Annotated in this window: 19 protein-coding genes; 9 read left to right on the top strand and 10 right to left on the bottom strand. The window is 70.2% G+C overall.

What is annotated here, in order from left to right:
• The first annotated feature begins 17 nt into the window (after positions 1-17).
• Both AAFU51_04690 and AAFU51_04685 read left to right on the top strand, forming a co-directional pair.
• Complete coding sequence (locus AAFU51_04690; protein ID MEO1570545.1) at positions 18-674, top strand: DUF1361 domain-containing protein; 657 nt, start codon at positions 18-20, stop codon at positions 672-674.
• A 97-nt stretch (positions 675-771) separates the two neighbouring features.
• Positions 772-1035, top strand: a complete 264-nt coding sequence (locus AAFU51_04685) for a hypothetical protein (GenBank protein ID MEO1570544.1) — start codon at positions 772-774, stop codon at positions 1033-1035.
• Positions 1036-1069: 34 nt separating this feature from the next.
• On the opposite strand, the gene AAFU51_04680 is transcribed toward AAFU51_04685, so the two are convergent.
• The 3 genes from AAFU51_04680 to AAFU51_04670 form a co-directional block, all read right to left on the bottom strand.
• Positions 1070-1426, bottom strand: a complete 357-nt coding sequence (locus AAFU51_04680) for a hypothetical protein (protein MEO1570543.1) — start codon at positions 1424-1426, stop codon at positions 1070-1072.
• Positions 1427-1475: 49 nt separating this feature from the next.
• Positions 1476-1853 (bottom strand): hypothetical protein, encoded by a 378-nt coding sequence (locus AAFU51_04675; protein MEO1570542.1) that lies wholly within the window; start codon positions 1851-1853, stop codon positions 1476-1478.
• Between the two features lie 70 nt (positions 1854-1923).
• Positions 1924-2583: an EcsC family protein gene (locus AAFU51_04670; protein MEO1570541.1), complete on the bottom strand. Its 660-nt coding sequence runs from the start codon at positions 2581-2583 to the stop codon at positions 1924-1926.
• A 271-nt stretch (positions 2584-2854) separates the two neighbouring features.
• Between AAFU51_04670 and AAFU51_04665 the strand changes: the two genes are divergently transcribed.
• The 4 genes from AAFU51_04665 (at position 2855) to AAFU51_04650 (ending at position 7168) form a co-directional block, all read left to right on the top strand.
• Complete coding sequence (locus tag AAFU51_04665) at positions 2855-4444, top strand: PAS domain S-box protein (protein MEO1570540.1); 1590 nt, start codon at positions 2855-2857, stop codon at positions 4442-4444.
• A gap of 62 nt (positions 4445-4506) precedes the next feature.
• Positions 4507-5157 (top strand): response regulator transcription factor, encoded by a 651-nt coding sequence (locus AAFU51_04660; protein ID MEO1570539.1) that lies wholly within the window; start codon positions 4507-4509, stop codon positions 5155-5157.
• A gap of 207 nt (positions 5158-5364) precedes the next feature.
• Positions 5365-6270 carry a universal stress protein gene (locus tag AAFU51_04655; protein ID MEO1570538.1) on the top strand — a complete coding sequence of 302 codons (906 nt, stop codon included), beginning with the start codon at positions 5365-5367 and terminating at the stop codon, positions 6268-6270.
• Between the two features lie 172 nt (positions 6271-6442).
• A complete protein-coding gene (locus AAFU51_04650; protein MEO1570537.1) occupies positions 6443-7168 on the top strand; it encodes a KR domain-containing protein in 726 nt (241 codons plus the stop codon).
• A 50-nt stretch (positions 7169-7218) separates the two neighbouring features.
• Here AAFU51_04650 and AAFU51_04645 read toward each other — a convergent pair whose 3' ends face one another.
• The 3 genes from AAFU51_04645 to folP all read right to left on the bottom strand — a co-directional run bounded on the left by AAFU51_04645 (position 7219) and on the right by folP (position 9776).
• Positions 7219-7893 carry a protein-L-isoaspartate(D-aspartate) O-methyltransferase gene (locus AAFU51_04645; protein ID MEO1570536.1) on the bottom strand — a complete coding sequence of 225 codons (675 nt, stop codon included), beginning with the start codon at positions 7891-7893 and terminating at the stop codon, positions 7219-7221.
• 141 nt (positions 7894-8034) lie between these two features.
• The gene (gene cdaA, locus AAFU51_04640; protein ID MEO1570535.1) at positions 8035-8817 is read right to left on the bottom strand and encodes a diadenylate cyclase CdaA; all 783 of its coding nucleotides are present in this window, start codon (positions 8815-8817) and stop codon (positions 8035-8037) included.
• Positions 8814-9776, bottom strand: coding sequence for a dihydropteroate synthase (gene folP, locus AAFU51_04635; protein MEO1570534.1), 963 nt, complete (start codon positions 9774-9776; stop codon positions 8814-8816). Before folP ends, cdaA begins: the two co-directional genes overlap by 4 nt.
• A 244-nt stretch (positions 9777-10020) precedes the next feature.
• Here folP and AAFU51_04630 point away from each other — a divergent pair, with 244 nt between their 5' ends.
• The 3 genes from AAFU51_04630 (at position 10021) to AAFU51_04620 (ending at position 12600) form a co-directional block, all read left to right on the top strand.
• A complete protein-coding gene (locus tag AAFU51_04630) occupies positions 10021-10863 on the top strand; it encodes an RNA polymerase sigma factor RpoD/SigA (GenBank protein MEO1570533.1) in 843 nt (280 codons plus the stop codon).
• Between the two features lie 147 nt (positions 10864-11010).
• Complete coding sequence (locus tag AAFU51_04625; GenBank protein MEO1570532.1) at positions 11011-11340, top strand: hypothetical protein; 330 nt, start codon at positions 11011-11013, stop codon at positions 11338-11340.
• A 90-nt stretch (positions 11341-11430) separates the two neighbouring features.
• The gene (locus AAFU51_04620; GenBank protein ID MEO1570531.1) at positions 11431-12600 is read left to right on the top strand and encodes a DUF3667 domain-containing protein; all 1170 of its coding nucleotides are present in this window, start codon (positions 11431-11433) and stop codon (positions 12598-12600) included.
• Here the strand turns inward: AAFU51_04620 and thiE are convergent.
• From thiE to AAFU51_04600, 4 genes are all read right to left on the bottom strand, one after another.
• Entirely contained in the window at positions 12597-13238 is a 642-nt protein-coding gene (thiE, locus tag AAFU51_04615; GenBank protein ID MEO1570530.1) for a thiamine phosphate synthase, read from the bottom strand. The two genes, AAFU51_04620 and thiE, sit on opposite strands and share 4 nt — an antisense overlap.
• 101 nt (positions 13239-13339) lie before the next feature.
• Entirely contained in the window at positions 13340-14833 is a 1494-nt protein-coding gene (locus AAFU51_04610) for an AMP-binding protein (GenBank protein ID MEO1570529.1), read from the bottom strand.
• A complete protein-coding gene (gene menC, locus AAFU51_04605) occupies positions 14830-15891 on the bottom strand; it encodes an o-succinylbenzoate synthase (GenBank protein ID MEO1570528.1) in 1062 nt (353 codons plus the stop codon). Before menC ends, AAFU51_04610 begins: the two co-directional genes overlap by 4 nt.
• 42 nt (positions 15892-15933) lie before the next feature.
• Positions 15934-16872, bottom strand: a complete 939-nt coding sequence (locus AAFU51_04600; GenBank protein MEO1570527.1) for a 1,4-dihydroxy-2-naphthoate polyprenyltransferase — start codon at positions 16870-16872, stop codon at positions 15934-15936.
• Positions 16873-16896 lie beyond the last annotated feature (24 nt).

Here is a 16896-nt window from a genome sequence, read left to right as displayed (position 1 = left end):
AGACCTACCTGCTCTCCATGCCCCCTCCCGTTTCTCGCCTCGTTGTTGCTTCGGTCGGCTTCGCGGTCGCCCTCATCGCAGCACGCATCGCCGTGACGGGCGATCTGCAGTTCGCCTTCCTGCTCTGGAACCTGTTCCTAGCCTCAGTCCCGCTGGTGCTGAGCCGTGGGTTAGCCCGCTTTGAGAGGCCGGGGTGGCTGGCTCTCGGCGTGGGGAGCGCGTGGCTTCTGTTCTTCCCCAACGCGCCCTACATCCTCACCGACTTGGTACACCTCCGAGTGCGTCCCGAGGCACCGTATTGGTTCGATCTCGTGTTGCTGCTCGCGGCGGCCTGGAGCGGAATGCTGGTCGGCATGGTGTCCCTGGCGGAGGTGCACGGCACGGTGCGGCGCTGGCATGGCGCTCGGGCGGGCTGGTCGGTCGCGGTCGGCGCGCTGGTGCTCGGCAGCTTCGGGGTCTACCTGGGGCGGGTTCTCCGCTGGAACTCGTGGGACGTGCTCACCGCTCCAGGTGCGCTCCTGGGCGACGTGGCGGCTCCGCTCCTCGATCCGTTCGGCCACCCGAGGGCGGTGGGGATGACGCTGCTGTTCTCGGTGCTGCTGACGCTCTGCTACCTCGCCCTGCGCCCGCTGACGGACCGGGCAACCGCCGCTGCCGACGCCACCGCGCCGTAGCCGCCGCACACGGGCCTAGTTCGAGGCTGAACGGCCTAGTATTTGGTAGGGCTGGTCGGTAACCTTTGCGTTCCTGCACGCCCCACTGAACGTTGCCATGCCCACCCGTCTAGCCCCCGGTTTCGAAGCGTCGTGGCCCGAACTCGTGGGCGTGCTGGGCGATCACCCGCAGCTGTCAGCAGCGTGGATGCAGAAGCGGACGGATGCGGTGGTCTACCACCGGCTCCCGATCCATTTCTCCGACGGGCGGCTGGCGGTGCAGTTTGTGCGGTGTCGCTACGGCCCCGACGGACCTCGCTGGATGTGCCGGTTCGTGGACCCCGGCCTTGCATCGCCGCTCGGCACCCAGGCCGAGGCGTAGGCAAGGACCGCTCTCACGAAGCAGACCTGCGCTGTTACGCTTTCGCCCCGCCTAGTGAGGTCCCTGCGCGACGGAGGCCCGTGGCGACGCGTCCGAGCGTGGACGCGAGGGGTTCGTTGTCGGCGGGGGCGGCTGCGTCGGTAGCCTCGGCGAGGTCGAGCAGCGCCCGCCCGATCGCGCGGCCGTCGAGGCGGTCCTGGCTGAGGGCGTCGCGCAGCGTGACGAGGCCGTCTGCAACCGCGACCACGCCAGCTTCCCGGCACTGCGCTTCCCAGTGCGCGATGGAGGCCATCGCTGTCTTGGGATACATCGAGGTGACGCCTGCGTCGAGCGCGTCGGCAGTCTGGGTGAGGTCGTGAAGGGCGGTGTCTTGGGTGGAAGTGTCAGGCATGGGGGAGGTGCAAAAAGAAGGGCGATGGAGGAAAGGAAGGGGAGAAGGGTCAGCGCGATGGACCGGTGCGGCCAGCGAGGGCGTAGCCGGTGCGCTGTAGGATGCTACCGAGCCGGTGCAGCGCGTTGCGCATGGCATCGGGGGCGGTGTCGGCAACGCCCTGGGTCTGCGCGCCCAGCCGGGCGAGCGTCTCGCCGATCTCGCGGGCATCGAGCGACGTGCCCGCCAGGTAGCGATCCAGGCCCGCGAGCTCGTCGGCGATGGGGAGGAGGTCGCCGCGGTCGGTGGCGCGGAGATGGCGCTCCCAGTCGCGGAGGTGGTTGATCGCCTTGGCGAGCGGAAGCTGCCGGAGTCCCTGCTCCAGATCGTGCACCGTGGCGTTCAGCGCGGTGCGGAGAGGCTCGGCAGTGGGGGTGTCGACCGACATCGAGGGGGTGGAGAAGACGTAGGCTCTGGAGTAACGGGGGGCGGTGAAGGTAGGCAGCCACGGCTCGGCGTCACACGGCGGGTTCCAGGTCGGCCGGGGTTGCGGGGAGGCCGTCGCCAGCGTGCGGTGCCGCGAGTCCGCCGGACTCGATGAAGGTATCGAGCGCGCACCGGGCGACCATGCGGGTGTTGTAGAGGTCGGACAGCCCTCCGATCACGCCGCCGACGAGCGGGAGGCGGCGCGCCAGCCGGTTCGTGAGCGAGCGCTTCGTGGCATACTTCGCCAGCTGCCACGACTGCGTCGCCACGAACTGCAGGCCCTTCTCGGCGAATTTGACCCCGAAGCGGTCCACCATCTCGTCTTCGGTGCGGCGCTCCGTCTCGTGGTCGGGGTCGCCGATGAGGCAGCCTACGATCCGCTCCTGCGTGTGCGGGTCGCCGAGCGTGTGACCACCGAGGTGGGCGACGGCCGCCGTCATGTGGAGCTGGACCAGCGCCACGCCCGCGAGGTTGGCCGGGATGGTGATCGGCAGCGTGAGCCAGCCTCCGAGGCCGCTCACGAAGCCCGTCGCGCTCGCTGCGGCGAGGTGGGCGCGGACCATCTGCTCGGCGCGCTCGCGCTTCGGCCCTACCTTCTCCACGTAGGGCTGGGCGAACGCCTCGGGGGTGCCGAGCACGGGCAGGCCGTCTATGGCACGTGGGTAGAGGGTGTGCAAGAGAAACGTCTTCATGGGCAGGGCCAAGCAGAGGAAGAGAGGGCGTCGGGGCGTGCTACGGACGCGTCAGCGGCGGGGTTCGCCATCGTCGTCGCCTGCGCGCGCGGCCGTGCGGTGCGGGGCGGGGCGGGGCGGTGCGGGGCGGTGCGGGGTGGTGCGGGGTGGTGCGCGAAGCAACGGCAGCGGCAACGTAGCTTGCAGGCGCAACGTACGTGTTTCCCATGCCCGTGGCCTCGATTCCCTGCGGCCTCGATTCCCTGTAGCCTCGATACCTCCTGCGGTCTCCATGCATGCGCTCCCACCTGATTCGGCTGCCTGGTTGCTCGCGCTCGCCCAGCGCGCGCTGGCTGGCGAGTCCTGGACGACCCTCTATGCCGCCGCGACGGAAGCGTGCCGCGAACAGGCGGGGTGGTCCGCGCTGGTGCTTCTGCGCAGCCGCCTCGACGGGCAGTTCGTGCCGCGACCCGATGGGCAGGACACAGGCGAACCCTTGTCGTCGGCTGTGAGCCTCGACCTTCGCCGGGCGCTGGATCAGGACGAGCCCGTGGCCCTTGCCGACGACGCTGCCTCCGCGCTCGCTGATGTGCTGCAGGCGTCGGCAGCGGACTGCGCGCTGGCGGTCCGTGCGGGGCAGCCAGCACAGTCCGTGAGCGACCCGCAGGACCACGGGCAACGCTCCCCTGCCGACGTGTTCGTCGCCCTGCGCTCAGGTCCGTTCTACGAGGCCGAGCAGGCCCTCCTCCAAGCCCTAGGCAACGTCTTGGGCGTCGCGTTGCGCCAGCGTGAGGCTGCGCTCTTGCTCCAGCGCAGCGAAGCCCAGAGCCGCGCCATCCTGGAAGCGACCGTCGACGGCATCATCACCATCGATGAGCGAGGCAGCATCCTCACGATGAACCCGGCGGCCGAGCGCATCTTCGGCTACGCCACCGAGGAAGTGTACGGGTGCAACGTGAAGGTGCTCATGCCGCCGCCCTACCGCGACGAGCACGACGGCTACATGGCAGCCTACCGCGAAACCGGCCACCGTCGCATCATCGGCATCGGGCGCGAGGTGAGCGGGCGGCGCAAAGACAGCTCCACGTTTCCCATGGAGCTGTCGGTCAGCGAGGTCCGCACGCCCGACGGCACGCGTACGTTCACGGGGCTCGTCCGCGACATCTCGGCACGCCGCGAACTCGAAGCCGAGGTGCTGCGCATCGCCGACGAGGAGCGCCGCCGCATCGGCCAGGACCTGCACGATGGCCTCGGGCAGATGCTCACCGGGACGCACCTGATTGCGCGCGGCCTCGCCCGCCAACTCGAAGCCAGCGGCTCCACGGAGGCCGCCGACGCCACCGAGCTCGCAGGCCTTATCAAGGACGCCGACGGCTACGCGCGCGCGCTGGCTCGCGGCCTCGTGCCCGTCGAGTTGGAGGCGCACGGGCTTGCTGCGGCGCTCAAGCGGCTCGCGGCCAACGCTGAGCGGCTCTTCGGCATCACCTGCACGTTCGACTTTGTAGGGTCGCGCGCCGGGGACATTGGCGAGGCGCCCGAGGTGCCCGCCGCGGCCCACCTGTTTCGCATTGCCCAGGAGGCCGTCTCCAATGCCGTGCAGCACGGGCGCGCCGACCACGTGGCAATCACGCTCGCCATCGGCACGGACCAGGTGCGGCTGCGCGTGGATGATGATGGCGTCGGCATCGGCGAGACGCTTCGCTCTGGGGGCGCCGACCAACCGCGATCAGGAGGCCTAGCAAGCCGCCTGGAAGAGAACCGGGGCATGGGCGTGCGGATCATGCACTACCGCGCGCGCATCGCCCAGGGCGCCCTCGAAATCCGTCCCGGCACTACGAGCGGCACGACCGTGCTGTGCACCATCCCCGTACGCGGCACGTAGCTTTCCCGCGTCCTCGTCCCTGGGGCCCCGCGTCGCCCCCTGACTTTAGCGACCTCTCTGCCATGACTCGCCTCCTGCTCGTTGACGACCACCCGCTCCTCCGCAAAGGGCTTGCGCTCACGCTCAACGCCGAGCCCGACCTGGACGTCGTCGGCCAGGCGGCCAGCGCCGAGGAGGCGCTCGAAGCGTTCGGCACGCTCGACCCCGACGTGGCGCTGATCGACATCTCGTTGCCTGGCATGAGCGGCCTCGAACTGCTCAAGCACCTACTCGCGCTCAAGCCGGACCTGCTCACCCTGGTGGTGTCGCGCCACGACGAGGCACTCTATGCCGAGCGCGCCGTCCGCGCTGGAGCGAAAGGCTACGTGATGAAGGTCGAGGCCGCCGACGAGATCGTCCAGGCTGTTCGGCACGTGCTGCGCGGCGGGATCTACATGAGCGAGGACCTCAAGGACCGGCTCCTCTTCGGGGCCGCCGTCGGGCGCAAGGCCCCGATGCAGTCGCCGCTGGAGGTGCTCTCGGACCGCGAACTGGAGGTGTTCGAGATGACTGGGCGCGGGCTGCCCACGCGCGAGATCGCGGAGCGGCTGCACCTCTCCGTGAAAACGGTCGAGAGCTACCGCGCGCGCATCAAGACGAAGCTCAGCCTCGATTCGGGCACTGAGCTAATGCAGCACGCCGTACGCTGGGTCGAGAGCGAAAGCGGGACGTAAACGCCGGGGCCTGCGAGGTGACGGTGAACTGAGACGAGGCGGTGCCCATGGTGTGGGGACGCCCCCGGCGGACCCCGTGGGGTTGGGCTGTCACGGCGCGGCGGCTCAGCACGGCACGGTGGCCCGATTCGGACCGACAAGGGGCGCACAGCCGCCAGGGTATTGTGAGCATCCACCCCCCCGATGCGTTCACTCCAACACGCTCCTATGTCTACCCTCGTCGTCGCGCTCGACTTCTCCGACGGCTCGGCCGTCGCGCTGCGCACTGCTGCCGCTCATGCCGAGCACACCGCCGCCACGCTGCACCTCTTCCACGCCGACGTGCTCTTCGACGGCGACGATGCGCCGCATCCGGATAAGAACCGCGTGCGGCTCCAGGACTTCGCGGAGAAGACGCTCGGCGCCGAGCGCGTCGCCCGGCTCGCGCCAACCTACGGGGTCGGTCATGGCTTTGCCGCGGCCCCGCCGCTCTTCGACTATGCCGAGCATGTGGAGACTGACCTGATCGTGATGGGGACGCATGGCCGCCGGGGCCTCCGGCGCTTCGTCCTCGGGAGCGTCGCCGACGAGGTGCTGCGCGGCGCGCCCTGCCCAGTGCTGGTGGTGCCCGACAAAGGCGACCCCCTCGTGCCCGGACCGGACGCTCCCATTGTGGTGCCCCTCGACTTCTCCCCGCTCAACGACGCGGCGCTCGCCGGTGCAACGGTCTGGGCGAAAGTCTACGGGGCGCCGGTGCACCTCGTGCACATCATCGAGTTGGCTGGCCCCTACCCTGAGTTCTACCCGGACACGCTGGTGCCAGGGCTCGCCTTTGGCACCACAGATGTGGCGTCTGAGGTTGAGCATGACCTCGAACAGCGGGCCGAGCGCGCGCTGCGCGCCCGGGCGGAAGGCCTGCGAGCGGACGGCGTCGCGGACGTGCAGCTGTTCGTGGGCTATGGACGGCCCAACCTCGGCATCGACGACCACGCGGCCCGCGAGGGCGCCGGGCTGATCGTGATGGCGACCCACGGGCTGTCGGGCTTCGCCCACGTGCTGCTTGGCAGCGTCACGGAGAAGACCGTGCGTCGCGCACCGTGCCCCGTCCTGACGGTGCGCGGCAGCGAGGGATGACCCCACTGTGTAGGGGCGGCCCTCACGCCTCTGACGGTGGACACCTGATGGTCGCATCTCGCTCAAACGCCTAGACTGAGACATCATGCTGGAGACCTCCAGATCGCTAACCCTCCCCCGAGGTGCTCGTCTCGCCTTTTCAACGAGAGCTCGGCTGTCCACCAACCACGCTATGCCCACGACCGCCTCCTGGCTCGCTGGCTCGACCATTGCGGTCGCGGGTGCAGAATATCCGCTCGGCCGGGCGGTGGCGTCCAGCTTTGCAAGCCGCCGTGTCAACCTCGCCCTCGCAGGCGTGGACGGGTGCGCCCTTGGCAGCACCGCCGACGAGGTGGCGCGGATTCGCGCGCTGCACCAGCACGAAGAGATGCCGCTGCTCGTGGAGGCCGACGTGGCGACGCCGGAGGGTGTCACCTCGCTGAAGCAGGCCTCGCTGGCCTCGTTCGGCCCGCTCGATGCGGTCGTGCACGTGGCGGAGGTGGGCGATGTGGCGATGCTGCTCGCGGCGACCTCGACCATGCTCGCGGTGGCTGGGCAGGACCTCGTGAGCCGGGGCGGATCGCTGGTGCTCGCGGTGCTCGCGGGCCCTTGGCGCGGTGCAGACCGGACGCATCAGCGCACCGAGGTGCTGGATCGACTGCGCACCCTCGTGTACGACGCGGCACGGCGCTGGCCGCAGCGGGTCGCAGTCAACGGGGTGGTCGTCCAGGCGCCGCCGCCCGTGCGTCCGCTGGGCTACCAGGGGTACACGGGCCTCGGTCGGCCGGCCACTGCCGTGCCGCAGACGGGCACCTACGACGAGGCCGCGCGCATCGTCCGCTTTCTGGCGTCCCGTGAGGCACAGGCGCTCACCGGCCAGACGCTCACCGTGGGCGGCGCCCTCGCCGAGGCTGCCTAGCCAGCGACCACCCACGCTGCAGGCCGTTGCCCGGCGGGCAGCTAGCGGGTCTACTGCTCTCGCACGAGCGGCACGAACCGGAATTCGTCAAACGCCTCACGCTGGAACGACGCCTCGCCGGTGCCTGCGTCTAGGCGGGTGAAGCGCAGCATCGTCTGGCGCTCGGCGTCGCCGACGGGGATCACGAGCCGCCCGCCGCGCCGCACCTTGCCGCCGTCGCTGCCGTCCGAGGGAACGCGGAGCTGTGTGAGGAGGGCCTGCGGGACCGCCCGTCCGCCTGCGGTGACCAGGATCGCGTCAAACGGCGCGAGCGAGGGCCAGCCCTCGGTGCCGTCGCCAGCGCGCGTCATCAGGCGATAGTGGAGCCGCTGGAGCACCTCGTTGGTCCGCGCCAGGAGCGGGGCGTGCCGCTCGATGGAGAAGACCTGCGCGCCCATCTCGCAGAGCACGGCAGCCTGATAGCCGCTGCCGGTGCCGATCTCCAGCACGCGGTCGTGCGGGCCGAGGTCGAGCAGGTGTGTCTGCGTGGCGACCGTGAACGGCTGCGAGATCGTCTGGTTGAGGCCGATCGGCAGCGCCGCGTCGTCGTAGGCGCGGAAGCGCAGACCGTCCTCGACGAACTCGTGGCGCGGAACTCGCCCCAGAGCCGCCAGCACACGCTCGTCGGTCATGCCTTTCTCACGGAGCAGGTCGAGCAGGCGGGCGAGGCGGCGGGCGTAGCGCATCAGGAGGGAGTGTTGCGGTGAAGGGGTGAGAGGGTGCGGCGGAGAAGGTGGAGACTACCGAACGAGCCGGGGCAGAGCAAGGCATGGTGTGCGCATGGAGACCACCGCTTCACCGCGACACCGCACAACCGCTACACTCGTCTAAGCCGCTTCCGTCGGCGTCGTGGCGGCGAAGGCGTCGGCGAGACGGCGGCGGAGTTCGCCGACGGTGAGCGGGGGCGAGAGCACGCCGTTCTCGGCCACGGAGATACGTCCGGTCTCTTCGCTTGTCACGATCACGAAGGCATCGGAGCGTTCGGAGACGCCGACCCCTGCGCGGTGCCGCAAGCCGAGGTGCGGGTCGAGCCGCTGCGCCTCCGAGACGGGCAGGATGCAGCGCGCCGCCGCAACCTTCGAACCCTGGATGATGACCGCGCCGTCGTGCAGGGGCGAGTTCTTGAAAAAGATCGAGGTCAACAGGTCACGCTCCACATCCGCATTGAGCCGCGTGCCCGTCTCGATGAAGTTGCGCAGCCCCGTCGCCCGGGCGATCACGATGAGCGCGCCCGTCCGGCTGCGGCTCATCTCCTCGACGGCGGTGACGATCTCCTCGGTGACCTGCTCGCGGGCGCTCGTGCGCACGAACTGCCGCACGAGCGGGTTGCGGCCGATCATAAAGAGCAGCCGCCGAATCTCCGGGGCGAAGAGGATGATGACCGCCAGCACGAACACGTCGCTGATCGTGCCGAAGAGCGCCTGGAGTGTGCGCAGGCCTGCGAACTGGACGAGCGCATTGAGGGCGAAGATGAAGAGGATCACGCCGGCGATCTGGACGGCGATCGTGCCCCGGATGGCGCGATACGTCAGATAGACGAGCCCTGCGACGATCGCGATGTCGAGCGCGTCCCAGAAGCTGAAGGGCAGGAAGTCGGGGAAGAGGTTCACGCTGCGCCCTCGCCGGTTGGGCGGTCGGCCACCGCGTCGATGGCGGCGAGCACGCGGAGCATCTCGGCGGTCGCCTGGACATCGTGGGTGCGCACGAGGGCCGCGCCCTGCAGCACCGCCACCGCCGTCGCGCCGAGCGAACCGAAGAGCCGCGCTTCGACCGGGGCGGGGGCGTCCGCCGTGCCGAGCGCCGCGCCGATGCTGCTCTTTCGCGACACGCCCACGAGCACAGGTCGCCCGAGCGCGACGAACGCCTCGGTGTAGCCGATCAGCGCGAGGTTGGCCGCCGTCGTCTTGCCGAACCCGAAGCCGGGATCCACCACGACGTCGCGCACGCCTGCGGCCTCGGCCTGCGCCACCGAGCTCGCGAGCGAAGCCCGGACCGACGCGACCGGGTCGTCGAGGCCCCCTGCCAGTGTCAGGGTCTCGTGGGGCATGGCACCCGGCGTACCGAGCGAGTGCATCACGATGTAGGGCGCGCCGTAGCGAGCGGCCACCTTCGGCATGTCGCTAGAGAAGCGCCCGCCCGTGATGTCGTTGACGACGTGCGCGCCCGCGTCGAGGGCCGCAGCGGCGACCTCCGGCTTGTAGGTATCGATCGAGAGGAGCGTCTCGGGAAACTGCGCGGCGAGCGCCTCGATGACAGGCAGCACACGGCGGCGCTCCTCGTCGGCCTCGACAGGGGTCGCGCCTGCCCCGTAGGTCTTGCCCTTCGGCCGGCTGGACTCTCCGCCGATGTCGATCAGCCGGGCGCCCTCCTCGATCATCTGCTCCGCGTGGCGCAGTGCGGCGTCGCGGCCGAGAAAACGCCCGCCATCGGAGAACGAGTCCGGCGTGACGTTGAGGATGCCCATCACATGCGCGCCGGTCGAGCGGAGGGCTACCGGGCGGCAGTCGAGGGCGTGGCCTCGGGCGTCGAGGACCAGGGGGTGGTCGGTGTCCAGGAGAGGGGCAGGCATCGGCGGGGAAAGGGGACAGGGGGAAGCTACGGACGGGCGCGCGCCATCGTGAAAACCGACGCCCCGCCGAGCACGTATGTTCATCGGCACCTCGGACTGCTCCGCGTCGCTATAGCGCCGTTTGGCCTGGTACAGAGCCTCTCGGGACGGCGCCGCGCCGCGCGCGCGCTTTTTTCTGTGCAGGCGTTGGCATCCGTGGTATACTCCCGCCCAATCATTTCCGTCGCCTCTAGCACGCCTCGGCATGTACGTCCCCCGCCAGCAACGAATGCTGGACCAGTACCTCCAGGAGATTGGGCAGATCGCCCTGCTCAAGCCTGAGGAGGAGGTCGAGCTTGCGCGCCGCATCAAGGAGGGCGACGAGGCCGCGCTGCACAAGATGGTGCGCGCCAACCTGCGCTTCGTGGTGTCGGTGGCGAAGAAATACCAAGGCCAGGGCCTCACCCTCTCGGACCTGATCAACGAGGGCAACTACGGCCTCATCAAGGCCGCGCAGCGCTTCGACGAGACGCGCGGCTTCAAGTTCATCTCCTACGCGGTGTGGTGGATCCGGCAGGCCATCCTGCAGGCACTCGCCGAGCAGAGCCGCGTCGTGCGGCTCCCGCTCAACCGCATCGGCACGATCTCGAAGATCCGCAAGTCGACGGCGAGGCTCCAGCAGCGGCACGAGCGCCAGCCCAACATCGACGAACTCGCGGAGGAGCTGGACCTCTCGCCGCAGAAGATCCGCGAGGCGCTCAAGCACACCGGCCGCCACCTCTCGATGGACGCGCCGTTCAACGAGGACGACGACAACTCGCTCCTCGACGTGCTCCCCGACGAGGACGACATCCCGCCCGACGAGGGCCTCCTCGACGAGTCGCTGAAGATCGACATCGAGCGCGCGCTCTCGACGCTGCACCCGCGCGAGGCGGAGATCACGCGGCTCTACTTCGGCATCGGCCGTGAGCACCCGCTCACGCTCGAAGAGATCGGCCAGCGCTTCAGCCTGACCCGCGAGCGCGTCCGGCAGATCAAGGAGAAGGCGCTGCGCAAGCTCCGCCAGAAGCACCGCCGCGAAGACCTCCAGATGCACGTCGGCTCCTGACGAGGGGCACGGGGGCAAAGCGGCACCACTCGGGGTGGTCGGCAAGGCGCGTCGACGGACACGCGACCTGGCGCCGCGCAGACACCATGCGCATGGACATCGCGCGTGCGGGAACAGTGAGCAGGTCGTATCCGTCGCGTCTGGCCTGTGCAATCCCACCCCAACGCGCCCGTGCTGAACCCTGGAGGAGAAATCGACCTCGCCCTAGCCCTGGACGTGGGGGGCGTGCTCGCCGCCGCCGCCTTCGCGCTGTTCTTCGGCCGCGCGTTTTGGGCCAACCGTCGCCTCCTGGCCCCGGACGAGCCGCGCTTCTCCGACCCGGAATTGCAGCGGCTCCTCGGGCACGGCGAGCTTGGCGCCGCGGATCGAGCCGACGCCAAAGCGCGCCGCACGCGCTTTGGGCTAGCGTTCGCCGCCTCCCTCGTCTGGCTGGGCGTTGCCGTGGTGTTTCTCGTGCAACACGGCCTGGCGACGTAGCAGGCTCAGCGCGATGGGTTCGAGGCGTAGGTTTGGGCTAGCACGTGGTGGTCGCCGAACGACCACGCGTCCGACCTGCCTCGCCGTTCCGTGACTGTTCCTCCCGCGCTGCCCGACCTCGACACGGCTGCCCCGCCGGCGGCCTGTCCGAACTGCGCCGCGCCGCTCTCGGGCCCGTATTGCGCCCAGTGCGGCCAGAAGGACCAGCCGCTGCGCCAGCCCTTCCACCGGGTCGCCGTGGAGGCCGTCACCGAACTGCTCGGCATCGACGGACGGCTGTGGCGCTCGCTGGCACGCCTCGCTCTTCCAGGCCGGCTCACGCGCGCCTACCTCGAAGGGCGCCGCGTCCGCTTCGTCCGCCCGCTGCGGCTCTACCTGCTCTCGACGCTGCTCTTCTTCTTCCTCGTCAACGTCGTCGTCGCCGACGAGATCACGGCGGGCTTCAGCGAAGCGTTCGACTCGGATTCCACGATGACCGTGGCGGCACGTCTCGCGGAACTCGACGAGGACCTGGGCGACTACCAAGCCGAGGCCGCCGAAGAGCGGGCCCTCCTCGACTCGCTGCGGGCGTTGGCCGAGGCCGACACGACCGGGCTAGCGTCGCCCACGGCCGCCGCACTGCGCCGCGCCGAGGAGCGCGTGGAAGACCTCGCCGCAGCGTCCAACATCCGCGTGCAGAACCGGCTCGCATGGCAGCGCTCGTTCCTAGCCACGTTGCCCCCGGACAGCCTCGTCCAGACGGGCGACTATGAGGCGGCGGCCGCGTACCTCTTCCCTGGTTCCGACGTGCGGGTCGACCTGCCGTCGTGGGCGCAGCGGGGCGCCAGCGTCCAGCGGATCAAGACGGCGCGGACCGACGCCGAGCGCAACGCAGCCTTCCTCGACTTCCTGCGCAGTTCGCTCCGCCAGGTGCCTACGGTGATGTTCCTGCTCCTGCCGGTCTTCGCGCTGCTACTCAAGGTCGTCTACCTGCGTCGCAACTGGTACTACGGCGAGCACCTGGTCTTCGCGCTGCACGTCCACGCGTTCGCCTTCGGCGTCTTCACGCTGCTCGCGCTGGGGGCGATGACGCCGCTGGGTGGGTGGTCGTTGTGGCTCTTGGTGCTCGTGCCGCTCTACGTCTACCTCGCGCAGAAACACGTCTACCAGCAAGGCTGGGTCAAGACCGCGCTGAAGGGCTATGCGCTGAGCATGCTCTACGTCTTCGCGCTGTCGTGCGGCTTGGTGCTCGCACTCGTGCTTGCCGCAGCGATAGGCTAGGGAGACGCGTCGACGCGGCAGGCTGCATCGATGGCGGTGCGGAACGCGCGCGTCGCAGCTTCGGGGTCGTGCGCGGTGCTGATGGCTGTCATCACCGCGACGCCGTGGGCCCCCGCATCGAGCACGTCGGCCATACGGTTCGCCGTCACGCCGCCGATGGCGATGACCGGGATCGAGACGGCCGCGCACACCGCAGCAAGGCCGTGCAGGCCCTTCGTGGAGGCGGGCGCGGCCTTCGAGCGGCCGGAGAAGACCGGGCCAAAGCCGAGGTAGGTCGCGCCGCACGCCTCAGCCTGCCGGGCCTGGGCAAGCGTCGTGGCGGTGGCGCCCAGGATGGCATCGGGGCCGAAGATGCGCCGTGCATCCGGGATCGGGAGGTCTGTCTGGCCGAGGTGGACCCCGTCGGCCCCGACCGCAAGCGCGAGGTCGAGGTGGTCGTCCACGAGCAGCGCCGTCTGGGTCTCCTGGCACGCGTCTGCGACGGGGCGCAGCTCGTGCAGCTTGGCGCGCGCGGTGCCCGTCTTCTGGCGAAACTGGATCACGTCGGCGCCGCCCGCGATCGCGAGGCGGGCCAACTCGGCGTGCGAGAAGCGCTGCTGGAAGACGAAGTCGGTGAGGACGTGCAGGCGACCGAGCATCGGAAGAGGGCAGAGTGAAGGGCAAAGGGTGAAGAGCGACCTGGCCAAGGATAGGCTTGGCGGAGCGATTGCAGTCAGTGTGCGTTTAGGCAACACGCAACTCAGCCGCCTATGGCTACGGCGGCGCGTCGTTGCAACGTCGCCAGGTCCGGCTTCATCCCATCCACCAGGTCTGCGGGCCACGGAAGCACAGCAACGGGGCGCATGAAGCCTGGCACATCGAGCATCGTTCTCAGCGCGCCAAGATCGATGTCGGCTTCCACGAACGCGACGGGACGGTGGCCGAACTCGGCGTCGGCGATTGGGACGACGGCAGCGCGACGCACGCCCGGCAGCCGCAGCAGTGCCGCCTCGATAGCCTCGGGCTGGATGTTCTCGCCGCCCGAGATAAACATCCGGTCTGTGCGCCCGATCACGCGCAGGAGCCGCTGCCCGTCGACCTCAACCCATGCTCCGACGTCGCGGGTGCCGAACCAGCCATCGGCATCGAACGGCTCCGTGAGCGCGGCGTCGTCCAGGTAGCCCGCGAAGCGCGTGCGGCCACGTACGAGGATCTCGCCATCGTCGGCCAGCCGTACCTCGCGGTGAGGAAGCACCGCCCCGGCGGTGCACAGCGCCTCGAAGCTCGCGTCCGGCGGCGTGGCGGTGACGGTCGAGGTCATCTCGGTCATGCCGTAGCTCGTGAGGACGGGCAGCCTGGCGTCGTACGCCTCGCGCAGTACGTCCTCAGGGATGGCGCTGCCACCGAGGAGAAGCGCGTCCATCCCGCGTAGCGCGTCCAGGTCCGCAGGCGTCGCGGCGTCGAGGGCGCGGCGTAGCTGCGTGGCGACGAGCGAGGCGTGCGTGACGCCGTAGCGCCGGACAGCCTCGGGCAACGGCGTCTTCGGTGGTGCCAGCACGGCCGCTGCGCCCGCAAGCGCACACCGGACGAGGATCGCCAGCCCGCCAACGTGATAGAGCGGGAGGTCGAGCCACCACCGATGCTGCGGGCCGAGGCGCAGCCGCTCGATCCAGCCTCGGGCGCTCCAGAGGTGGTTCGCCCAGGTGTGCAGCGCGGCCTTTGGCGTGCCGGACGAGCCGGAGGTGTGGATGAGAGTCCAGGGTCGGAGGTCGAGGGTCGGAGGTCGAGGGTCGAAGGTCGAAGGTCGAGGGTCGAAGGTCGAAGGTCGAGGGTCGAAGGTCGAAGGTCGAGGGTCGAGGGTCGGGCGCGTGGATTGGGCAGCGCGTCTGGAGGCCAGGGGGTAGGTCGGGAGGGAGAACGCGGCGTCTGGCCAGTCCGTGACGAGGGCAGCGGGGCTGAGCCGCTCGATCAGGTCGGCGAGGGCGGCGTCGGGGAGGCGGAGGCTCAGCGGGGCCGCGACGACGCCCGCGCGCCAACAGCCCCAGAGCAGCGCAATCAGGTCCGGCGACGGAGCAGCGAGGATCGCCAGGCGGTCGCCCGCTCGGAGGTCATGGGCTTCGAGCCACGCCGCCGCGCCCCCCACCTGGGCGTCGAGGTCGGTGTAGGAGACGGGCCCGTCGTCGAGCACGAGCGCAGGCGCTTCGGGCGTGCGCTGAGCCGCAGCGCGAACCGGATCGAGGGTAGAAGCGGTCACAGCGCGACGGGCGTAAGGCAGGCGAGGTCGATCTGACGCGCAGCGAGCGCCTCAGCCACGTCCACCGTCGGCGATCCGAGCGGCAGCTTAGGCGAGCTTGCTGTGAACACATCGGCGGCGAGCCAGCGGTAGGTGTCGAGCCCCGCAGGCGTCGGCGGGCGGTCCGGTGCCCCCGTCGCAGCGGTCATCGCCACAAGACCTCGCAGGCCGACGCCGCTCTCGAACGCCGCGCTCCAGGTCACCCGCAGTCCCAGAGCCCGCGCTCGCGTCGCCAACGCCCAGGCGCGCGGGCCGCCGAGGAACGTCGGCTTGAGCACCACGGCTGCCGCATAGGCGTGGCCGGCGAGGTCGTCCGGTGCCATCGCCGTCACGGACTCGTCGAGCGCGACCGGGAGGCCGGTCTCCGTCGCGTAGTCCGCCAGCCGTGCAGGGTCGGCCAGCGGCTCCTCGATGTACTCGATCTGGGCATCGCCTAGCGCCTCGGCAAAGCGGCGGGCGTCGTCGTAGGACCACGCCCGGTTGGCATCCAGACGCAGCGCAACGTCCGGGTGGGCCGCGTGGAGCAGCCTCACGAGAGCAGCCTCGTCCTGCACAGCACCGCGCCCGACTTTGAGCTTCAGCGCGCGGTAGCCCTCCGCGGCGAGCCGTTGCGCGTCGCGCTGGACCGTGTCCGCGTCGCCCGCGAGCAGGCCATTGAGCGGGACGATAGGCGACGCCTCGCCGTCCAGGGCCGCAGGAAGAGGCATCGCGCGGCGGCATGCATCCAGGTCCCACTGCGCGAGCGCCATGCCGAAGCGCACCGACGGCGGCAGGGTCTCGTCGTGCTGGGCCGACAGGAGCGCGCCCGCGTCCAGCCCCGCGAGCGCCCGGAGCGATTGCGTCGCCTCGTCCACCGTCTCCGCGCTGAAGCCGGGGAGCGGAGCCACGTCGCCCCAGCCCTCGTGGTCGCCCACGCTTAGCCGTACGAGCAGACCTTCCCGCACGGTCACGGTCTGCCCACGCAGCGGCAGGGGGCGGACGAGCGGCAGGCGGTAGCGGAAGACCGAGAGCACGGGCATGGGCGAAACGGAGAACCAGAGCGCTGACAGCCGACAGGCCCGCTACAGGTTCCAGCCCACGGCCAGCAGCACGCTGTAGACGAGCAACGCCCGCGCCGTGGCTCCCAGCACCGGCGCGATGGTTGCGGGATCATCGGTGCGCGCAAGCGTGCGGATCGGCCCGAGGACGAGGGGCAGGGCGAGGCACCCCAGCAGCGCGCCCATGGGCGCGTCGAAGCCGTACGCCAGCACCAGCGGCCACAGCACGCCGAGGAGCACCCAGGCCGCATACATCGCCACGCCCGCGCGGCGGCCCAGCCGCACGACCAGCGTGCGCTTGCCTGCCGCAGCGTCCGTTTCCAGGTCGCGGAGGTTGTTGGCCAGCAGGATCGCCGTCGAGAGCAACCCGGGCCCGACGCCTGCCAGCAGGACGACGAGCGGTAGCGCCGCGCCGCCCACGAGGTCGGCCGCCTGCACGTAGTAGGTGCCGCCCACCGCGACGGGTCCAAAGAAGACGAAGACGAACAGGTCCGCGATGCCGAGGTAGGCCAGCGACTTGCGTCCGGCGGTGTAGAGCCACCCGCACGCCAGCGACGCCACGCCCACGATCACGATGGGCCAGCCGCCGCGCACCATGAGGTAGGCCCCGGCTAGCGTCGCCAGCGCGAACATCAGAATCGCAGCGCGACGCACGGCCTGCGGCGTCGCGAGCCCCGCCTGCGTGACCCGCGTCGGCCCAACGCGCCGCTCGGTGTCCGCGCCGAGGAGGAAGTCGTGGTAGTCGTTGGCGAAGTTGGTGCCGATCTGGATGAACACGGCTCCGAGGAACGCGCACCCCCAGGCGAGCGCGTGGAAGAGGTCGGCCTCCCAGGCCAGCGCCCCGCCGAGCACGACCGGCGCGACGGCCGCCCACAGCGTCTTCGGCCGCGCCGCGAGCGTCCAGAGGCGCATCGGCGAGAGTCGGGGAGGCGAGGAACCGGCGGCAGTGACTGAGTCGGGCATGCGGGAGCGGGGCTGATGCGACCG

Source organism: Bacteroidota bacterium, assembly GCA_039821555.1.
Classification (GTDB): domain Bacteria; phylum Bacteroidota; class Rhodothermia; order Rhodothermales; family Rubricoccaceae; genus JBCBEX01.
The sequence above is the reverse complement of the archived record's forward strand: the minus strand, read 5'-3'. Positions and strand labels throughout refer to the sequence as shown.

Coding starts and splice junctions, on each gene's coding strand:
- menC (MEO1570528.1), bottom strand. CDS start 15,891: ATGCCCGTGCTCTCGGTCTTCCGCTACCGCCTGCCGCTCGTCCGCCCC.
- AAFU51_04630 (MEO1570533.1), top strand. CDS start 10,021: ATGTACGTCCCCCGCCAGCAACGAATGCTGGACCAGTACCTCCAGGAG.
- AAFU51_04690 (MEO1570545.1), top strand. CDS start 18: ATGCCCCCTCCCGTTTCTCGCCTCGTTGTTGCTTCGGTCGGCTTCGCG.
- AAFU51_04655 (MEO1570538.1), top strand. CDS start 5,365: ATGTCTACCCTCGTCGTCGCGCTCGACTTCTCCGACGGCTCGGCCGTC.
- thiE (MEO1570530.1), bottom strand. CDS start 13,238: ATGCTCGGTCGCCTGCACGTCCTCACCGACTTCGTCTTCCAGCAGCGC.
- AAFU51_04680 (MEO1570543.1), bottom strand. CDS start 1,426: ATGCCTGACACTTCCACCCAAGACACCGCCCTTCACGACCTCACCCAG.
- AAFU51_04675 (MEO1570542.1), bottom strand. CDS start 1,853: ATGTCGGTCGACACCCCCACTGCCGAGCCTCTCCGCACCGCGCTGAAC.
- AAFU51_04600 (MEO1570527.1), bottom strand. CDS start 16,872: ATGCCCGACTCAGTCACTGCCGCCGGTTCCTCGCCTCCCCGACTCTCG.
- AAFU51_04645 (MEO1570536.1), bottom strand. CDS start 7,893: ATGCGCTACGCCCGCCGCCTCGCCCGCCTGCTCGACCTGCTCCGTGAG.
- AAFU51_04665 (MEO1570540.1), top strand. CDS start 2,855: ATGCATGCGCTCCCACCTGATTCGGCTGCCTGGTTGCTCGCGCTCGCC.
- AAFU51_04650 (MEO1570537.1), top strand. CDS start 6,443: ATGCCCACGACCGCCTCCTGGCTCGCTGGCTCGACCATTGCGGTCGCG.
- AAFU51_04685 (MEO1570544.1), top strand. CDS start 772: ATGCCCACCCGTCTAGCCCCCGGTTTCGAAGCGTCGTGGCCCGAACTC.
- folP (MEO1570534.1), bottom strand. CDS start 9,776: ATGCCTGCCCCTCTCCTGGACACCGACCACCCCCTGGTCCTCGACGCC.
- AAFU51_04660 (MEO1570539.1), top strand. CDS start 4,507: ATGACTCGCCTCCTGCTCGTTGACGACCACCCGCTCCTCCGCAAAGGG.
- AAFU51_04670 (MEO1570541.1), bottom strand. CDS start 2,583: ATGAAGACGTTTCTCTTGCACACCCTCTACCCACGTGCCATAGACGGC.